The organism is Streptomyces sp. NPDC051576, assembly GCF_040681835.1.
GTDB lineage: Bacteria > Actinomycetota > Actinomycetes > Streptomycetales > Streptomycetaceae > Streptomyces.
In genome coordinates this window covers 22,140-38,897 of the sequence record NZ_JBFAZO010000010.1, presented here as the reverse complement: position 1 = coordinate 38,897, position 16,758 = coordinate 22,140, and the positions used below count along the sequence as shown (strand labels likewise).

General features: G+C 70.1%; 15 protein-coding genes. 6 read left to right on the top strand and 9 right to left on the bottom strand.

Annotated features, from left to right (window positions below):
- Nucleotides 1–52: 52 nt before the first annotated feature.
- The 4 genes from AB0M63_RS29755 (at nt 53) to AB0M63_RS29740 (ending at nt 3,862) form a co-directional block, all read left to right on the top strand.
- Complete coding sequence (locus AB0M63_RS29755) at nt 53–742, top strand: hypothetical protein (RefSeq protein WP_366021610.1); 690 nt, start codon at nt 53–55, stop codon at nt 740–742.
- Nucleotides 743–837: 95 nt separating this feature from the next.
- On the top strand, nt 838–1,653 hold the full coding sequence (locus AB0M63_RS29750) for a thioredoxin domain-containing protein (protein WP_355912589.1): 816 nt from the start codon (nt 838–840) through the stop codon (nt 1,651–1,653).
- A 93-nt stretch (nt 1,654–1,746) separates the two neighbouring features.
- Nucleotides 1,747–3,417, top strand: coding sequence for an alkaline phosphatase D family protein (locus AB0M63_RS29745; RefSeq protein WP_355912592.1), 1,671 nt, complete (start codon nt 1,747–1,749; stop codon nt 3,415–3,417).
- 103 nt (nt 3,418–3,520) lie between these two features.
- Nucleotides 3,521–3,862, top strand: a complete 342-nt coding sequence (locus tag AB0M63_RS29740) for a hypothetical protein (RefSeq protein ID WP_355912595.1) — start codon at nt 3,521–3,523, stop codon at nt 3,860–3,862.
- A 24-nt stretch (nt 3,863–3,886) separates the two neighbouring features.
- Here AB0M63_RS29740 and AB0M63_RS29735 read toward each other — a convergent pair whose 3' ends face one another.
- Nucleotides 3,887–4,456, bottom strand: coding sequence for a dienelactone hydrolase family protein (locus AB0M63_RS29735; protein ID WP_355912598.1), 570 nt, complete (start codon nt 4,454–4,456; stop codon nt 3,887–3,889).
- A gap of 29 nt (nt 4,457–4,485) precedes the next feature.
- On the opposite strand from AB0M63_RS29735, the gene AB0M63_RS29730 reads away from it, so the two are divergent.
- Nucleotides 4,486–5,592 (top strand): mechanosensitive ion channel domain-containing protein, encoded by a 1,107-nt coding sequence (locus AB0M63_RS29730; RefSeq protein WP_366021609.1) that lies wholly within the window; start codon nt 4,486–4,488, stop codon nt 5,590–5,592.
- An 80-nt stretch (nt 5,593–5,672) separates the two neighbouring features.
- Here AB0M63_RS29730 and AB0M63_RS29725 read toward each other — a convergent pair whose 3' ends face one another.
- The 6 genes from AB0M63_RS29725 to AB0M63_RS29700 all read right to left on the bottom strand — a co-directional run bounded on the left by AB0M63_RS29725 (nt 5,673) and on the right by AB0M63_RS29700 (nt 11,271).
- Nucleotides 5,673–6,410, bottom strand: coding sequence for an SDR family oxidoreductase (locus AB0M63_RS29725; protein ID WP_366021608.1), 738 nt, complete (start codon nt 6,408–6,410; stop codon nt 5,673–5,675).
- A gap of 46 nt (nt 6,411–6,456) precedes the next feature.
- Nucleotides 6,457–8,043, bottom strand: coding sequence for a Na+/H+ antiporter (locus AB0M63_RS29720; RefSeq protein ID WP_355912607.1), 1,587 nt, complete (start codon nt 8,041–8,043; stop codon nt 6,457–6,459).
- A gap of 95 nt (nt 8,044–8,138) precedes the next feature.
- Nucleotides 8,139–8,609 (bottom strand): GNAT family N-acetyltransferase, encoded by a 471-nt coding sequence (locus AB0M63_RS29715; RefSeq protein ID WP_355912610.1) that lies wholly within the window; start codon nt 8,607–8,609, stop codon nt 8,139–8,141.
- Nucleotides 8,606–9,550: an RluA family pseudouridine synthase gene (locus AB0M63_RS29710; RefSeq protein ID WP_033284519.1), complete on the bottom strand. Its 945-nt coding sequence runs from the start codon at nt 9,548–9,550 to the stop codon at nt 8,606–8,608. The genes AB0M63_RS29715 and AB0M63_RS29710 overlap by 4 nt, the downstream gene beginning before the upstream one ends.
- A 52-nt stretch (nt 9,551–9,602) precedes the next feature.
- Nucleotides 9,603–10,178, bottom strand: coding sequence for a signal peptidase II (lspA, locus tag AB0M63_RS29705; protein ID WP_355912613.1), 576 nt, complete (start codon nt 10,176–10,178; stop codon nt 9,603–9,605).
- 88 nt (nt 10,179–10,266) lie between these two features.
- Nucleotides 10,267–11,271, bottom strand: coding sequence for a TraR/DksA family transcriptional regulator (locus AB0M63_RS29700; protein ID WP_366021607.1), 1,005 nt, complete (start codon nt 11,269–11,271; stop codon nt 10,267–10,269).
- A gap of 616 nt (nt 11,272–11,887) precedes the next feature.
- Here AB0M63_RS29700 and ileS point away from each other — a divergent pair.
- Nucleotides 11,888–15,025, top strand: coding sequence for an isoleucine--tRNA ligase (ileS, locus tag AB0M63_RS29695; protein WP_366021606.1), 3,138 nt, complete (start codon nt 11,888–11,890; stop codon nt 15,023–15,025).
- Between the two features lie 158 nt (nt 15,026–15,183).
- Here ileS and AB0M63_RS29690 read toward each other — a convergent pair whose 3' ends face one another.
- Both AB0M63_RS29690 and AB0M63_RS29685 read right to left on the bottom strand, forming a co-directional pair.
- Complete coding sequence (locus AB0M63_RS29690; protein WP_355912622.1) at nt 15,184–16,404, bottom strand: DivIVA domain-containing protein; 1,221 nt, start codon at nt 16,402–16,404, stop codon at nt 15,184–15,186.
- A gap of 52 nt (nt 16,405–16,456) precedes the next feature.
- A complete protein-coding gene (locus AB0M63_RS29685; RefSeq protein WP_355912625.1) occupies nt 16,457–16,747 on the bottom strand; it encodes a YggT family protein in 291 nt (96 codons plus the stop codon).
- Between the last annotated feature and the right edge of the window lie 11 nt (nt 16,748–16,758).

The window sequence follows — 16,758 nt, the reverse complement described above, 5'->3', positions numbered from 1 at the left end:
AGGAACCCTTTAGGGGTCCCCTACAGGAGCACGTGACAGACTCTCCCCCGCTATGGACATATCCGGGATCCAGCTCAGGGCCGTACGCGCGGCGCTGTTCACGGCACTGGTCGTGACGCTCAGCACCGCGTCGCACGTGCTGCTGTCCCGGGTCCCCCTGCCGTTCGGCACGGTGGCGGCCATCGCCGCCGCCGTGTTCGTGCTCGCCTACGCGCTGGCGGGCCGCGAGCGCGGCTTCGGCCGGATCGCCGCCCTGCTGATCCCGCTGGAGCTGGCCGCCGACACGGTGTTCACCACCGGCCAGCACGCCTGCTACGGCAGGGCGGGCGGCCCGGTCGCCGGACCGCTGCGCGCGGTCGGCCTCGACGTGCTGTGCAGCGGCGGCAGCGTGGGCACCCCGCTGGCCCGGATGACCGACGATCCCCATCAGGCGGCGGCGCTGCTCGCGCACAGCGACGCCTCCGCCGCCTGGCTGCTGCTCGGCGCGCACATCGGCGTCGGGCTCCTGGCCGCCGCCTATCTGCGCCGCGGCGAGCGCGCGCTGACCGAACTGCTGCGCGCGGCCGGGGCGGTGGGCTTCCGGCCGCTGCTGCTCGCCGTCACCGCGATGACGGGCCGCCGTACCTCGGTCGTACGCCACCTGCCGCGCGCCACGCACCGTACGGCCACCGCCCGTGAGCGGCTGCTGGTGCACTCGCTGGGACGGCGTGGACCGCCGTGCTCGTTCGTCCTCGCGGTCTGAACACGACCGCGCACCGGCACCCGAGCACCCCCGAGTAGTCCCCCCATACCTATTCCGCGCACACGATGTGCGCGTCCCTGATGGAGATCACCACCATGAGCAAGCGGAACAGCGCGGCGGCGAAGACGGCGGCCCGTGAGCGGCTGCGCGCCGAGCGCGAGCGTCAGGCCAAGCGCGCCAAGGTCAAGCGGCAGATCATCGTGGCCGGTTCGGTCGTCGGTGTCCTCGCGATAGCCGGCGGCATAGGTTACGCCGTCGTGCAGAACAACAAGCCCGGTTACTGGGAGGCCGTGAAGGACGACAAGGTCGTCGCTCCCGCCCACACCACGGGCAAGAACGGCACGACGGTCGTCATCGGCAAGTCCACCGCCAAGAAGACGCTCAAGGAGTACGAGGACCCGCGCTGCCCGATCTGCGCCGCGTTCGAGCAGACCGTCGGTTCGACGGTGAAGAAGGACATCGACGACGGCAAGTACAAGATCCAGTACATCGGCGCCACGTTCATCGACACCAAGGACAACGGCGAGGGCTCCAAGAACGCGCTGAGCGCGCTGGGCGCCGCACTGAACGTCAGCGACCAGGCGTTCCTCGACTACAAGTCGGCGCTGTACTCGACGAAGTACCACCCGGACGAGACGACCGACAAGTTCAAGGACGACAGCTACCTCATCAAGGTCGCCAACACGGTCCCCGCGCTGAAGAACAACACGAAGTTCCAGACCGCCGTCAAGAAGGGCACCTACGACGCCTGGGCGTTGGCGATGTCGAAGACCTTCGACAACAACAAGGACGGCGTGACCGGCACTCCGGGCTTCGTCATGGACGGCAAGCAGCTCGAGACCACCCCCGCCAACCAGGAATGGACGGTCGCGCAGTTCAACACGGCGGTGGACGCGGCCCTCAAGGCCTGACACCGGCACGGGATCCACGCCTCCGCGTGAAGAGCGGGCGAACTTTCGGAGTTCGCCCGCTCTGCCGTGTACCGATCAGTAACCTGGGCGGCCGTGACCAGTCGATACAGAACCCCCGAAGCCTCCCAGGCCCTCAACTCGCCCTCGCCCCGCCGCCGTACGGTCGTCAAGGCCGCGGCGGCGACGGCTGTCCTGGCCGGACCGCTGGCCGCCGCCCTGCCCGCGCGGGCGGCCGCCGAGACCCCCCAGTTCCTGCACGGCGTCGCCTCCGGCGACCCGCTGCCCGACGGCATCCTGCTGTGGACCCGGGTGACGCCCACATCCGAGGCCACGCCCGGCTCGGGGCTCGGGCCCGACACCGAGGTCAGCTGGGTGGTCGCCAAGGACAAGGCGCTGACGGACATCGTCAGCAAGGGCTCGACCACCGCGACCGCCGCTTCCGACCACACCGTGAAGGCGGACATACGGGGCCTGCAGCCGGCCACCGACTACTGGTTCCGCTTCTCGTCCGGCGGCACCGACTCCCCCGTCGCGCGCACCCGCACGACGCCCGCCGCCGACGCCGCCGTCTCCGGCCTCCGCTTCGGCGTCGTCACCTGCGCCAACTGGGAGGCCGGCTATTTCGCCTCGTACCGCCATCTCGCGGCCCGCGGCGACCTGGACGCCTGGCTGCATCTCGGGGACTACATCTACGAGTACAAGTCCGGCGAGTACGCGGCGCGCGGCACGGTCGTACGACAGCACGCGCCGACCAACGAGATCATCACGCTCGCCGACTACCGCACCCGGCACGGCAAGTACAAGACCGACCCGGACCTCCAGGCCCTGCACGCCAAGGCGCCGGTCATCGCGATCTGGGACGACCACGAGTTCGCGGACAACGCCTGGTCGGGTGGCGCGGTCAACCACACCGAGGGTGCCGAGGGCACCTGGACGGCCCGCCAAGCGGCCGCGAAACAGGCGTACTTCGAGTGGATGCCGGTGCGCCCGGCGATCGCGGGCACCACCTACCGGCGGCTCCGCTTCGGCAAGCTCGCCGACCTCTCGCTCCTCGACCTGCGCTCCTTCCGCTCCCAGCAGGCGAGTTCGGGCAGCGGCTCGGTCGACGACCCGGACCGTACGATCACCGGACGCGCCCAACTCGACTGGCTGAAGGCCGGGTTGAAGGCGTCGGACACCAAGTGGCGGCTGGTCGGCAACTCGGTGATGATCGCGCCGTTCGTCATCGGCTCGCTCACCGCCGACCTGTTGAAGCCGCTCGCCAAGCTGCTGGACCTGCCGCAGGACGGCATCGGCGTCAACACCGACCAGTGGGACGGCTACACCGACGACCGCCGCGAACTCCTCGCCCATCTGCGCTCGAACGCGATCGGCAACACGGTCTTCCTCACCGGCGACATTCACATGTCCTGGGCCAACGACGTGCCGGTGGACGCCGGCACGTATCCCCTCTCGGCGTCCGCGGCAACGGAGTTCGTGATCACCTCGGTGACCTCCGACAACCTCGACGACATAGTGAAGGTGCCCGAGGGCACCGTCTCCGCGCTCGCCGCCCCGCTCATCCAGGTCGCCAACCGGCACGTCCACTGGGTCGACACGGACCGCCACGGCTACGGCGTCCTCGACATCACGGCCGACCGGGCGCAGATGGACTACTACGTCCTGTCCGACCGCACGGACAAGAACGCGACGTCCAGTTGGGCGCGTTCGTACCGCACGCGCTCCGGCACGCAGAAAGTCGAGCGCACCTACGACCCGGTGTAAAAAAAATAGCGGCACGAAGGAACCGAGTGGATCTAGGCTCCATCGAACAAGCTAGCGGGCCGCCGCAGTTGGCGGGCCGTCAGCTGTTCACGATTGGAGTCATATGGCCACCCCCCAAAGTGTCCTGAAGAAGACCGCGGTGCTCGGCGCGGCCCTGGCCCTCGCCGGAGTCACCGCCACCGTCGAGGCGCAGGAAGCCTCGGCGGCGCCGGCGTACGTCAACCTGACCGTGTTGGACACCCACGGCGCTCCCATATACGCGAAGCCCACGTCCTCGTCGACCAGGTACCGCACGGAGCCGTTCAAGACGACCCTGCGCATCCAGTGCTCGACCACCAATACCCCCTCGGGGGCTCTGTGGTTCCGGATCTACGACTCCCAGCCCACGGCCTGGGTGTGGTCCGGGCACTTCGAATCGCTCGTCCACCCGCCCAAGGCGTGCTGACGGACGACTCTGCATGACGGCCGACTACAGGCTGTCGAGGAAGCCGAGCGCCACCCGCCAGGTGGCCTCGGCGGCCTCCTCGTCGTAGTCCGGGAGGCCGGGGTCGGTGTAGAGATGACCGGCGCCGGCGTACCGGTAGATCTCCACGTCGGCGCCCGCCCTGCCCATCTGGAGATACCAGGAGCTGAGCCAGTCGTCGGTCTCGAACTGGTCCGGCTCGGCGACATGCAGTTGGACCGGCAGGTCGTCGACGGCGGCGTTGGCAGCGATGTCCGAGGTCCCGTGCAGAAGCAGCAGCCCGCGGGCCCGCTCATCACCCAGGGCGAGGGTCTGCGCGACGGAGGCACCCAGCGAGAACCCGGCGTAGACGAGGCCGCGCTCGGAGTAGGGGGCGGCAGCCAGCACGGCCCGCTTGAGCACCTCGTCCTTGCCGATGCCGTCGTTGAAGGCCATGCCCTCCTCGACCGTCTCGAACGTACGCCCCTCGAAGAGGTCCGGGGTCCACACCTCGTGGCCCGCCGCGCGCAGCCGCTCGGCGGCGTCGCGCACCGCCGGCCGGAGTCCGTACGTCGAGTGGAAGAGCATGATGTTCATGAAGCCATCGTGCCAGTACGGTCGGACACATGGAGAACGTACTGCGCCCGCTGATCGTCATAGGCGGCTCCGTCGTCCTCACGCTGCTCATCGGCTGGGTCACCGACCTGCTGCTGCGCAAGGCCGACGCCAGACACGGCGAGACACCCCTGTGGGGGCTGCTGCGCCGCGGCCGCGTGCCCTACCAGCTGGTGATCTGCGCGGCCCTGCTCAGAGGCTCCTACGACCAGGCGCGGCTGCTGGAGGAGCACCGGGTCGGCATCGGCCAGCTCCTGACCCTGGTGCTGATCGGCGCCACGGCCTGGCTGATGATCCGTATCGCGGCGGCGATCGTGGAGACCTCGTACTCGCGCTACGCCCGCGCCCACCACGACGCGGCCCGGGTCCGCCGGGTGCGGACCCAGGTGACGCTGATCACACGGGTGGTGGCCGCATGCGTGGCCGTGGTGGCGATCGCCTCGATGCTGCTGACGTTCCCGGCGATGCGCGCGGCCGGTGCCTCGCTGCTGGCCTCGGCGGGCGTCCTCGGCATCGTCGCCGGTGTCGCCGCCCAGTCGACGCTCGCCAACCTCTTCGCCGGGCTGCAGATCGCCTTCGGCGACATGGTGCGCATCGGGGACACCGTGGTGGTGGAGGGCGAGTGGGGCACGGTCGAGGAGATCACGCTGACCTATCTGACGGTACGGACCTGGGACGAACGCCGGATCACCATGCCGGTGTCGTACTTCACGTCCAAGCCGTTCGAGAACTGGTCGCGCGGCACCCCGCAGATGACCGGCATCGTCTACTTCCAGGTCGACCACTCGGCCCCCGTCGACGCGATGCGCGAACAACTCCGCGAGATCCTCCGCGCCTGCCCCGCCTGGGACGGCCGCAGCTACGGCCTGGTCGTCACCGACACCACCCCCAACACCATGGAGGTACGGGCCCTGGTGACGGCGAAGGACGCGGACGACATCTGGACGGTACGCGTCACGGTCCGCGAGCAGATGATCCGCTGGCTGTACGTGGAACACCCCTACGCCCTCCCCCGAGTCAACACGGCGGACGCGGCCCCGGTACCGCACGAGACCACGTCCCCCAACGGAGGTGGCCCCCGCCCGGCCCACGAGCCGCCGGGGCCGAACCGGGGATGAGGGTGCCGGGCGGCTCAACGGCTGTGCCCAGTCGTTGGGCCGCCCGGTGAACATCGCGCCTGCGCCGGACAGCGCCCCCCTCAATGCCCGCGCTCTGCCCCGCCGTTGACCTGGATCACCTGCGAAGTCACGTGCCCGGCGGCCGGGGAGGCCAGCCAGTGCAGGGTCGCGGCGACGTCGCCGGGGGTTCCGGCCCGGCCCGTCGAGGTGTCGCGGATCATCCGGTCGCGCCGGGCCTCCGCGATCTCGGGGCCGAAGAACTCGGTGTCCTCGATGTACCCGGGCGCGACCACGTTCACGGTGATGCCGCGCGGGCCGAGATCCCGGGCCAGATCATGGGCGTACGGGTGCAACGCGGCCTTGGCTCCGCCGTACGCCCCGCTGCCCGATCCCCGGTACGCGGCGATGGAGCTGACGAACAGCACCCGCCCGCCCGGTTCCGCGAGGCGTGCCCTCAGGGCCTCGGTGAGGAGGGCCGCGCTCAGCGTGTTGATGCGGAAGTTGACGGTCCAGTCGTGCGCGACGGCGTCCAGCGCATCGCCGCCGCTCGCCGGCTCCAGGGTTCCGTTGCCCCCCGCGCTGTGCACCAGCACATCCACGGTGCCGAACTCCTCGGCGACGAACCGCGCGACACCGCGCACCACTTCGGGCTCGCTCAGATCCCCGGCGTACGTCAGCGCTCCGGGCACCCCGGCCTTCTCCAGCACCTCACGTCGCCGTCCGAGGAGCAGCACCCGATCCCCGCCGGCCGCGAAGGCATGCGCCGCGGCGAGCCCGATTCCCGTACCGCCACCACTGATCACCACATTGCGAGCCATGCCACGAGCCTACAAAGGAATCCAAGTGCACGCAGGGAAGGGCGACTTACCGCAGGCTCCGCACGTCGAGATGGCGCAGCACCCGGTCCACGATCTCCGGATCCGCACCGGGCTCGCTGCGCGCCGCCAGCACCTCGTGCCGGGCCGCGCTCATCATCTCGCTCTGGATCCGCCGCATCCGCTTCACCCGCTTGACCCGCTTCTCGTACACCTCCCGCCGCTCCCCGTCCGCCACCGCGGGAGAGATCCGCACCCCGATGTCGAAGGCCCGCCGCAGCAACTGCTCGGACACCTCCTCCGGCAGGTCCTCCACGTCCTCGATCTCCCGCAGCCGCCGCTTCGCGGCCTTCGCCGCCCGCACCGCCAGCTCCTTCTCGAAGGCCTGCTCGCTGTCGGTGTCGGCCCGCACCCCGAGCCGCTTCACCAGCCACGGCAGCGTGAGCCCCTGGAGGACCAGCGTCGCCATGATCACTCCGAAGGCGATGAACACGATCTCGTCCCGGTCCGGGAACGCCGACCCGTCGTCCATCGTCAGCGGGATCGCCAGCGCCAGCGCGACGGAGGCCACCCCGCGCATCCCCGCCCACCACATGATCACGGTCTCCCGCCAGGAGGTCGGGATCTCCTCGTCGTAGTCCCGCTTGGCGTGCAGCCGTTTGGTCAGCCAGGTCGCCGGCAGCAGCCACGCCAGTCGTACGACCACGACGACACCGACGATCGCGGCGGCCCAGCCCAGCATCTCGCCCCACCGCCCGGACGCCGTACGGATCGCGTTGTGCAGTTCGAGCCCGATGAGCCCGAAGGCGACCCCGGTGACCAGCGTGTCCACCACGTCCCACACGGTCGCGCCGGCCAGCCGGGTCAGCACGTCGTCGGCGCCGAAGGCGTACTCGGACAGGAACAGGGCGGTGGTGAGCACGGCGAGCACCCCGGAGCCGTGCAGCTCGTCGGCCAGGACGTACGAGGCGAACGGCACCAGAAGCGTCAGCCCGATCTGGAGGGTGGCGTCGTCGAGCAGTGACATCAGCTTGTTCGTGGCCCAGCCGAGCGCCAGTCCCACCGCTACGGCGACGACGGCGGACAGCACGAAGTCGAGCCCGGCCCGCCAGGGATGGAACGTTCCGCTGACGGCGGCGGCGATCGCCACGTGGTACAGCACGATCGCCGTCACGTCGTTGAAGAGGCCCTCGCCCTCCAGGATCGACACCAGGCGCCGGGGCAGCCCGAGTTGGCCCGCGACGGCGGTCGCGGCGACCGGGTCGGGCGGCGCCACCAGCGCGCCGAGTGCCACGGCGGCGGCGATCGGCAGCCCCGGCACGATCGCGCTCGCGACGGCGGCCACGGCGAGGGTGGTGACGAAGACCAGGGCGACGGCCAGCAGGAAGATCGGCCGGATGTTGGCCGTGAACTGCCGCCAGGAGGTGCGCCGTACGGCCGCGTACAGCAGCGGTGGCAGCAGCAGGGGCAGGATCAGCTCAGGCGGGACGTTCACGTTCGGCACGAAGTCGGCCACCGCGAGGACTATCCCGAGCAGCGTCATGAGCACCGGCGCCGGCAGGCCGAACCGGTCCCCCAGCGGGACGCTCACCACGGCCCCGAGCAACAGGACGAACAACAGGGCCAATTGATCCACGGTCAGGGCTCCGGCGGGATCTCGACGTTCACACAGCGGACGCCCCAGCCTGCCACGCCGCCTGCCGGACCAGCTCTCTCGACGCCCTCGCTTGCCTACAGGGCGCGCCGCATCGCCCGGTGCGGGATGCCGGCGTCCGGGAACTCCGGGCCGTACGCCTCGTACCCGAGCCGTTCGTAGAACCCCAGCGCGTGCGTCTGGGCGTGCAGGTCGACCGCGGCCAGTCCACGCGCGCGTGCCGCGTCCTCGATCGCCCGCACCAGCGCGATCCCGACACCGAGCCCGCGCGCCTCCTTGGTGACGGCGAGCCGCCCCAGGGAGCCCACGGTGAGGTCGCCGCCGGTCTTCGCCGCGGCCACCTCGCCGAACAGCAGCCGCCCGGTGCCCAGCGGCGTCCCGTCCTCGCGCACGGCGAGCACATGCGTCGCCGCGTCGTCGTACGCGTCGTACTCGATCTCCTGGGGCACGCCCTGCTCGACGACGAAGACGTCCTTGCGCACCGCGAAGCAGGCCTCGCGGTCGGTCGGATCGTCGGCCACGCGCACCGCGTACGGCACGGCACTCACGCGTACGTCTCCTCGCGCACCAGGTCCAGGGCCTGCTGGAGGTCGTCCGGGTAGCCGCTCTCGAACTCGACCCACTGGCCGTCCGCGGGATGCTCGAACCCGAGCCGGACGGCGTGCAGCCACTGCCGGGTCAGGCGCAGCCGCTTGGCGAGCGTCGGGTCGGCGCCGTACGTCAGGTCGCCCACGCACGGGTGGCGGTGGGCGGCCATGTGCACCCGGATCTGGTGGGTGCGGCCGGTCTCCAGCTTCACATCGAGCAGGGAGGCCGCGCGGAACGCCTCGATGAGGTCGTAGTGCGTGACGGACGGCTTGCCCTCGGCGGTGACCGCCCACTTGTAGTCGTGGTTCGGGTGCCGGCCGATGGGGGCGTCGATGGTGCCGCTGGTCGGATCGGGGTGGCCCTGGACCAGCGTGTGGTAGCGCTTGTCGACCGTGCGCTCCTTGAACTGGCGCTTGAGCGAGGTGTACGCGCGCTCCGACTTGGCGACCACCATCAGGCCGGAGGTGCCGACGTCGAGGCGGTGCACGATGCCCTGGCGCTCGGCGGCACCGGACGTCGAGATGCGGTACCCGGCGGCGGCCAGGCCGCCGATGACCGTCGTCCCGGTCCAGCCGGGGCTGGGGTGGGCGGCGACGCCGACCGGCTTGACGATCACGATCACATCGTCGTCGTCGTAGACGATCTCCATGCCCTCGACCGGCTCGGCGACGATCTGCACGGGCGCGGGCGCCTGCGGCATCTCGACCTCCAGCCAGGCCCCGCCGTGCACCCGCTCGGACTTCCCGACCACCGAGCCGTCGACCGTGACCTTCCCCGCCGCGGCCAGCTCGGCGGCCTTGGTGCGGGAGAAGCCGAACATGCGGGAGATGGCGGCGTCGACACGCTCGCCCTCCAGGCCGTCGGGCACGGGCAGGTTTCGGATCTCGGGAACTGTGCTCACCCGGTCGAGTATGCCGGACGGGTCCGACACCGCCTTACCTCAGCCCGCTCGCTCAGTCCTTGTGGACCGTGCCGTCCGGGTCGAGACCGCGGAAGGAGAGCAGCACGATCAGGATGCCGCCGCACACGATCGCCGAGTCGGCGAGGTTGAAGACGGCGAAGCCCTTGGGCGCGATGAAGTCGACGACCTCGCCCTGGAAGATGCCGGGCGCACGGAAGATCCGGTCGGTGAGGTTGCCCAGCGCGCCGCCCAGCAGCAGCCCGAGCGCGATGGCCCACGGCAGGCTGTAGAGCTTGCGGGCCAGCCGCGCGATCACCACGATCACGGCGGCCGCGATCATCGTGAAGATGACCGTGAAGGCCGCGCCGAACCCGAATGCGGCGCCGGGGTTGCGGATCGCGTGGAACTCCAGCCAGTCCCCGAAGACCTCGATCGGCGCGTGGTGCTCCAGCTTGGCCACCACGAGCAGCTTGCTGACCAGGTCGAGGGTGTACGCGAAGGCGGCCACCACGAACAGGACGGCGATCCGGCGCTTTCCCCTGGAGGGCGCGGTCTCCCCCTGCTCCGGCTCGGCCCCCGCCGCCTCTGGGGTATCCGGCGTACCGATGATGCGCTCCGCCTCTGCCACGTGAGTCCCTCGAACCTAGGTACCTGACTGAGGAAGAGGGTACGGCACACCTCTCGGCACCCTCAGTACCGGCGTTCGGTAGCGATGTTCAGTACCGGCGTTCCTGCTTCTGCTTGCACTCGACGCACAGGGTGGCCCGCGGGAAGGCCTGCATACGCGCCTTGCCGATCGGGTTGCCACAGTTCTCGCACAGGCCGTACGTGCCCGCGTCCAGCTTCCCCAGGGCACGCCGGGTCTGGATCAGCATCTCGCGCGCGTTGGCGGCCAGCGCCATCTCGCTCTCCCGCGTGATGTTCTTGGTGCCGGTGTCGGCCTGGTCGTCGCCGGCGCCGTCCCCGGAGTCCCGCATCAGACCGGCGAGGGCCTGCTCGGTGGAGGTGATCTCCTCACTCAGCCGCTCCGCCTCGGACAGCAGCTCGGTGCGGGCCTCCTCGACCTCCGCCGGCGTCCAGGGGTCCTCGCCCGGGCGGACCGCCAGCTCACCCGGCCCGGCCGCCGCGGCGAGCCGCGCCTTGGGAAGGGGCGTCTTCGCCGCCGTGGCCGTGCCCGGAGTCTTCTTCGCAACCACCGTCGTGGCTCCCGTCTGCTCCGCGGCCTGCGCCGCGCCCGCCTTCGTCTTCTTGGCCGCGCTCTTCTTCGTGCTCTTCGTAGAGCTGGTTTTCCTGGTGGTGCTCTTCGTGGTGGTGCTCTTCGTGGAACCGGCTTTCGTGGAGCCGGTCTTCGTCGTCGTGCTCTTGGTGGCCGCGGTTTTCCTGACCGCCGCTTTCTTTACGGCCGTTTTCTTGGCGGGCTTCTTGGTCGCCGTTGCCTTCGTAGCCGCCGCCTTCGTAGCCGTGACCTTCTTGGCCGTAGCCTTCTTGGCCGTCGTTTTCCCTGTCGTCCCTGCCCCCGCCGACTTCACGGCACTCTTCCCGACCGCCACCGCCTTCTTGGCGGCCAGCGGTCTCTCGGGCACCTTCTCGGCCGTCTTCCGGGCCGCGGTCTTCTTGACCACGCTCTTCTTCCCGCTCACGTCCTTCGTCCCACCGCCGGAGGCACTGGCACTCGTGGACTTGGACGCCGACTGCTGTACGGCGGTCTTCTTCGCCACCATGGCCGCGGCCCCTTCACATTTTGTGATCACGCACGCGAATCGTGCTGGGACGATAAATCGACTTGAGTCCCGCGGCAACGGGGCACGCCGCCCGATTCGTCCACCCCCCTGGCCCCGCGCGGCGAGCCTGCATGCGTTGTGCCCAGCTCCCCGCCGGGTAATCCGCCGAGCTCGGCGTCCCAGAATGCGAACGCGCGTTCAGCGCCATTCGAGTCGTACGGCGGCTCGGGGAGCCCTCGACCGAAACCCGCGCCCGGGCCCCGGGAAATCCGGTCGGCCGCTGTCCGCGCGGCCCCGTACACTGGGCGGAGCGAGAAGCGTGGATGGGGACGAGTAGCGGCGCAAGCAGCCCAGAGCGACCCGGGGACGGTGGAAGCCCGGGGGCGAGCGCGACGTGAAGATCACCCCGGAGCCGCCGGAAGAAAGCCGCAGCCGACCGGCCGTGGCGAGTAGACCCGGTATCGCGACCCCAATGAGGGGGCTCACTGGTGTGCGAGATGCACCAGGGAGCCAAGGAGGGTGGTACCGCGGGAGCGCGCCGCACACGGCGTACGGAAAGTCGTAGCTCTCGTCCCTCCGGACGGAAGGAAGAAAGTCCGCCGGAGGAAGCTCGCTGATGACAACGCCGACGTACCGCCAGGTGCCCGCCCAGGTCGACCTGCCCGCGCTGGAGCACGCCGTGCTCGACTTCTGGCGCGAGCAGAAGATCTTCGCCAAGACCCTGGACCAGTCCGAGGGTCGCCCCGAGTGGGTGTTCTTCGAGGGCCCGCCCACGGCCAACGGCATGCCGGGCGCCCATCACATCGAGGCGCGCGTCTTCAAGGACGTCTTCCCCCGCTTCCGCACCATGCGCGGCTACCACGTGGGCCGCAAGGCCGGCTGGGACTGCCACGGCCTCCCGGTGGAGCTGGCGGTCGAGAAGGAGCTGGGCTTCACCGAGAAGCAGGACATCGAGGCGTACGGCATCGCCGAGTTCAACGCCAGGTGCCGCGAGTCCGTGACCCGGCACACCGACGCCTTCGAGGCGCTCACGACCCGCATGGGGTACTGGACCGACCTCGAAGACCCGTACCGCACGATGGACCCCGAGTACATCGAATCGGTCTGGTGGTCCCTCAAGGAGATCTTCGACAAGGGCCTGCTGGTCCAGGACTACCGCGTCGCCCCCTGGTGCCCGCGCGACCAGACGGGCCTCTCGGACCACGAGCTGGCGCAGGGCTACGAGACGGTCGTCGACCCCTCCGTGTACGTCCGTTTCCCGCTCACCTCCGGTCCGCTGGCCGGTCGTGCCGCGCTCCTGGTGTGGACGACGACGCCCTGGACGCTGGTGTCCAACACCGCCGTCGCCGCCCACCCCGAGGTCAACTACGTCGTCGCGACGAACGGTGAGGAGCAGCTCGTCGTCGCCGAGCCGCTGCTCGCCAAGGCCCTCGGCGAGGGCTGGGAGACCACCGGTGAGACCTTCACCGGCGCCGAGATGGAGCGCTGGACATATCAACGTCCGTTCGAGCTCGTCGAGTTCCCGGAGCCCGCGCACTACGTGGTGAACGCGGAGTACGTGACGACCGAGGACGGTACGGGCCTGGTCCACCAGTCCCCCGCCTTCGGTGAGGACGACCTCAAGGTCTGCCGCGCGTACGGACTGCCGGTGGTGAACCCGGTCCGCCCGAACGGAACCTTCGCCGAGGACGTCCCGCTCGTAGGCGGCATCTTCTTCAAGAAGGCGGACGAAAAGCTCACCGAGGACCTCAAGGACCGCGGGCTGCTCTTCAAGCACGTGCCGTACGAGCACAGTTACCCGCACTGCTGGCGCTGCCACACCGCGCTGCTCTACTACGCGCAGCCCTCCTGGTACATCCGCACCACGGCCGTCAAGGACCGCCTCCTCCAGGAGAACGAGAACACCAACTGGTTCCCGGACACCGTCAAGCACGGCCGGTACGGCGACTGGCTGAACAACAACATCGACTGGGCGCTGTCCCGCAGCCGCTACTGGGGCACCCCGCTGCCGATCTGGCGCTGCGCGGACGACCACCTCACGGTCGTCGGCTCCCTCGCGGAGCTGACCGAGCTGACGGGCACCGACCAGTCGGGCCTCGACCCGCACCGTCCGTTCATCGACGCGGTCACCTTCGCCTGCCCCGAGTGCGGCGGGACGGCCACGCGCGTGCCGGAGGTCATCGACGCCTGGTACGACTCGGGTTCGATGCCGTTCGCGCAGTGGGGCTACCCGCACAAGAACAAGGAACTGTTCGAGTCCCGCTACCCGGCGCAGTTCATCTCCGAGGCCATCGACCAGACCCGCGGCTGGTTCTACACGATGATGGCCGTCGGCACCCTGGTCTTCGACAAGTCGTCGTACGAGAACGTGGTCTGTCTCGGCCACATCCTCGCCGAGGACGGCCGCAAGATGTCCAAGCACCTGGGCAACACCCTGGACCCGATCCCGCTGATGGACCGTCACGGGGCGGACGCGGTGCGGTGGTTCATGGCAGCGGGCGGTTCCCCGTGGGCGGCTCGCCGGGTGGGGCACGGCACGATCCAGGAGGTCGTCCGCAAGACCCTCCTGACGTACTGGAACACGGTCGCCTTCCAGGCGCTGTACGCGCGCACGTCCGACTGGGCGCCGAGCGCGGCGGACCCGGCCCCGGCCGACCGCCCGGTCCTGGACCGCTGGCTCCTGTCCGAACTCCACGCCCTCACCGACCAGGTGACCCAGGCCCTGGAGTCCTACGACACCCAGCGGGCCGGCAAGCTCCTGTCGGCGTTCGTCGACGACCTGTCGAACTGGTACGTCCGCCGTTCCCGTCGCCGCTTCTGGCAGGGCGACAAGGCCGCCCTGCGCACCCTGCACGAGGTCGTCGAGACGGTCACCCAACTCATGGCCCCGCTCACCCCGTTCATCACCGAGCGGGTCTGGCAGGACCTGATCGTCCCGGTGACCCCGGGCGCCCCCGAGTCGGTCCACCTGTCCTCGTGGCCGGAGGCGGACCTGTCCGTCATCGACCCGGAGCTGTCCCAGCAGATGGTCCTTGTCCGGCGTCTGGTGGAGCTGGGCCGGGCCACGCGCGCGGAGTCGGGCGTCAAGACGCGCCAGCCGCTGTCCCGCGCGCTGATCGCGGCGACGGGCTTCGCCGCCCTGGACCGGGAGCTGCACGCGCAGATCACGGAGGAGCTGAACGTCGAGGGGCTCGCCTCGCTGAGCGAGGTCGGCGGTTCGCTGGTCGACACCACGGCGAAGGCCAACTTCCGCGCGCTGGGCAAGCGGTTCGGCAAGCGCGTCCAGGATGTGGCGAAGGCCGTGGCGAACGCCGACGCGGCCGCCCTGTCCCTGGCGCTGCGCGAGGGCACGGCGACCGTCGAGGTGGACGGCGAGACCATCACGCTGGCTCCCGATGAGGTGATCATCACAGAGACCCCGCGCGAGGGCTGGTCCGTGGCGTCCGACTCGGGCGCGACGGTCGCCCTCGACCTGGAGATCACCGAGGAGCTGCGGCAGGCGGGCCTCGCCCGTGACGCGATCCGGCTGATCCAGGAGAGCCGCAAGAACAGCGGCCTGGACGTCGCCGACCGCATCGCCCTGCGCTGGACGTCGACCGACCCAGCGGTCATCGCGGCCCTGTCCGAGCACGCGGCCCTGATCGCCGACGAGGTCCTCGCCACGGACTTCGCCCAGGGCGAGGCGGACGACAGCTACGGCGCCGCGTTCACGGACGAGGGGCTGTCCCTGGTGTTCCGCCTGCGCAAGGCCTAAGCACCACCGGTACGGACAAGGGCCCGGCCTCCCGCACGGAGGCCGGGCCCTTGTCCGTACCCGGCGTGCCCGACCCACGGGAAAAGGGCGGGGCCCCGGATCGAAATCCGGGGCCCCGCCCTGAACGCTGCCGACGCCTGAGGCGTACTAAAGGCCGGTCAGTTGTCGTCCTCGTCGATCAGGAACCCGCGCATCGGCGAGGGAGCCTGGCCCATGGGCGACGGGCCCTGCGGCCGTACCGGAGCCATCGGCTGGGTCATGGCCGGGGACATCTGCTGCTGGCCGCCGTAGGACGGACCGGCGGGCGGCGGACCGCCCATGCCCTGGTTGCCGCCGTACGACGGGGCGCTGGCGCCGGCCGGGGCCATCGAGGGCGCCGGGGACGGCGGAAGCGACGCGGTCGCCGGAGTGCGCGGCGGGGCCAGCGAGTCGTCGGCCTGGGTCTCCAACTGACGGAGCTGGGACTCCAGGTAGGACTTCAGTCGCGTGCGGTACTCGCGCTCGAAGCCGCGCAGGTCCTCGACCTTGCGCTCCAGCGTGGCGCGGGCGGACTCCAGGGAGCCCATCGCGACGCGGTGCTTCTCCTGCGCGTCCCGCTCCAGGGCGTCGGCCTTGGCCCGGGCGTCACGCTCAAGACCCTCGGCACGCGAACGCGCCTCGCCGACGATCTTGTTGGCCTCGGAACGGGCCTCGGCGATCGCCTGGTCGGCGGTCTGCTGGGCGAGCGAGAGGACACGGGCGGCGCTGTCGCCACCGGGACCCTGCTGCGGCATGCCGCCGCCCATGGGACCGCCCATCGGGCCGCCCATCTGCTGCTGCATGGGGGGCTGGCCGCCCATCTGACCCTGCATCGGGCCCTGACCCATCTGCTGCATCTGGCCCTGCATCGGACCCTGGCCCATCGGACCCTGACCCATGGGGCCCTGGCCCATCGGACCCTGGCCCTGCGGACCGCCCTGGCCACCGGGGCCTGCGGGCAACTGCGGGGCACCGCTCGGCAGTTGGGGCGGGCCGCCCATGGGGCCGCCCATCTGCTGCGGCGGGCCCGATATGCCGGCGGGCACCGGGGCGCCCGGACCGCGCATGCCCTGCTGGGGCATGCCTTGCGGGGGCATGCCCTGCTGGGGCATTCCCTGTTGCTGCATGCCGCCCTGCTGCTGGTCCTGTTCCGGGGGCTTGCGCATGTTCTGCTGGTTCTGGGCGGCGGCACGCGTCGCCGCGGCCAGTTTGGCGCGCAGGTCCTCGTTCTCCCGCAGCAAGCGGGTCAGTTCGGCTTCGACCTCGTCGAGGAAGGCATCGACCTCGTCCTCGTCATAGCCTTCTCGGAGGCGGACGGTCGTGAACTGCTTGTTCCGCACGTCCTCGGGGGTCAACGGCATCTCTTCACCTCAACGTAGTCATCGGCAGTCGGCAAGACCGTATCGTCCACTGTCACCTCGCGAAATTGTCCACGACAGAGATCAAGATGTAGACGATGATCATCAGGACGAAGAAGGACAGGTCGAGCGCCACGCCCCCGAGACGCAACGGCGGAATGAACCGCCGCAGAAGCTTCAACGGTGGATCGGTGACAGTGTAGGCGGCCTCAAGAACGACCACCATCGCCTTGCCGGGTTGCCACGAGCGGGCGAACTGGAAGACGTAGTCCATGACCAACCGGAAGATGAGCACGATGAGGAACACCATCAGCGCGATGTAGATCACCTGCGCGAACACGCTCATGGCCTGTCTTT

Bases quoted from the DNA above. Each gene is read 5' to 3' on its own strand.
- AB0M63_RS29755 (WP_366021610.1), top strand. From the start codon at position 53: ATGGACATATCCGGGATCCAGCTCAGGGCCGTACGCGCGGCGCTGTTC.
- AB0M63_RS29750 (WP_355912589.1), top strand. From the start codon at position 838: ATGAGCAAGCGGAACAGCGCGGCGGCGAAGACGGCGGCCCGTGAGCGG.
- AB0M63_RS29740 (WP_355912595.1), top strand. From the start codon at position 3,521: ATGGCCACCCCCCAAAGTGTCCTGAAGAAGACCGCGGTGCTCGGCGCG.
- AB0M63_RS29735 (WP_355912598.1), bottom strand. From the start codon at position 4,456: ATGAACATCATGCTCTTCCACTCGACGTACGGACTCCGGCCGGCGGTG.
- AB0M63_RS29730 (WP_366021609.1), top strand. From the start codon at position 4,486: ATGGAGAACGTACTGCGCCCGCTGATCGTCATAGGCGGCTCCGTCGTC.
- AB0M63_RS29725 (WP_366021608.1), bottom strand. From the start codon at position 6,410: ATGGCTCGCAATGTGGTGATCAGTGGTGGCGGTACGGGAATCGGGCTC.
- AB0M63_RS29700 (WP_366021607.1), bottom strand. From the start codon at position 11,271: ATGGTGGCGAAGAAGACCGCCGTACAGCAGTCGGCGTCCAAGTCCACG.
- ileS (WP_366021606.1), top strand. From the start codon at position 11,888: ATGACAACGCCGACGTACCGCCAGGTGCCCGCCCAGGTCGACCTGCCC.
- AB0M63_RS29690 (WP_355912622.1), bottom strand. From the start codon at position 16,404: ATGCCGTTGACCCCCGAGGACGTGCGGAACAAGCAGTTCACGACCGTC.
- AB0M63_RS29685 (WP_355912625.1), bottom strand. From the start codon at position 16,747: ATGAGCGTGTTCGCGCAGGTGATCTACATCGCGCTGATGGTGTTCCTC.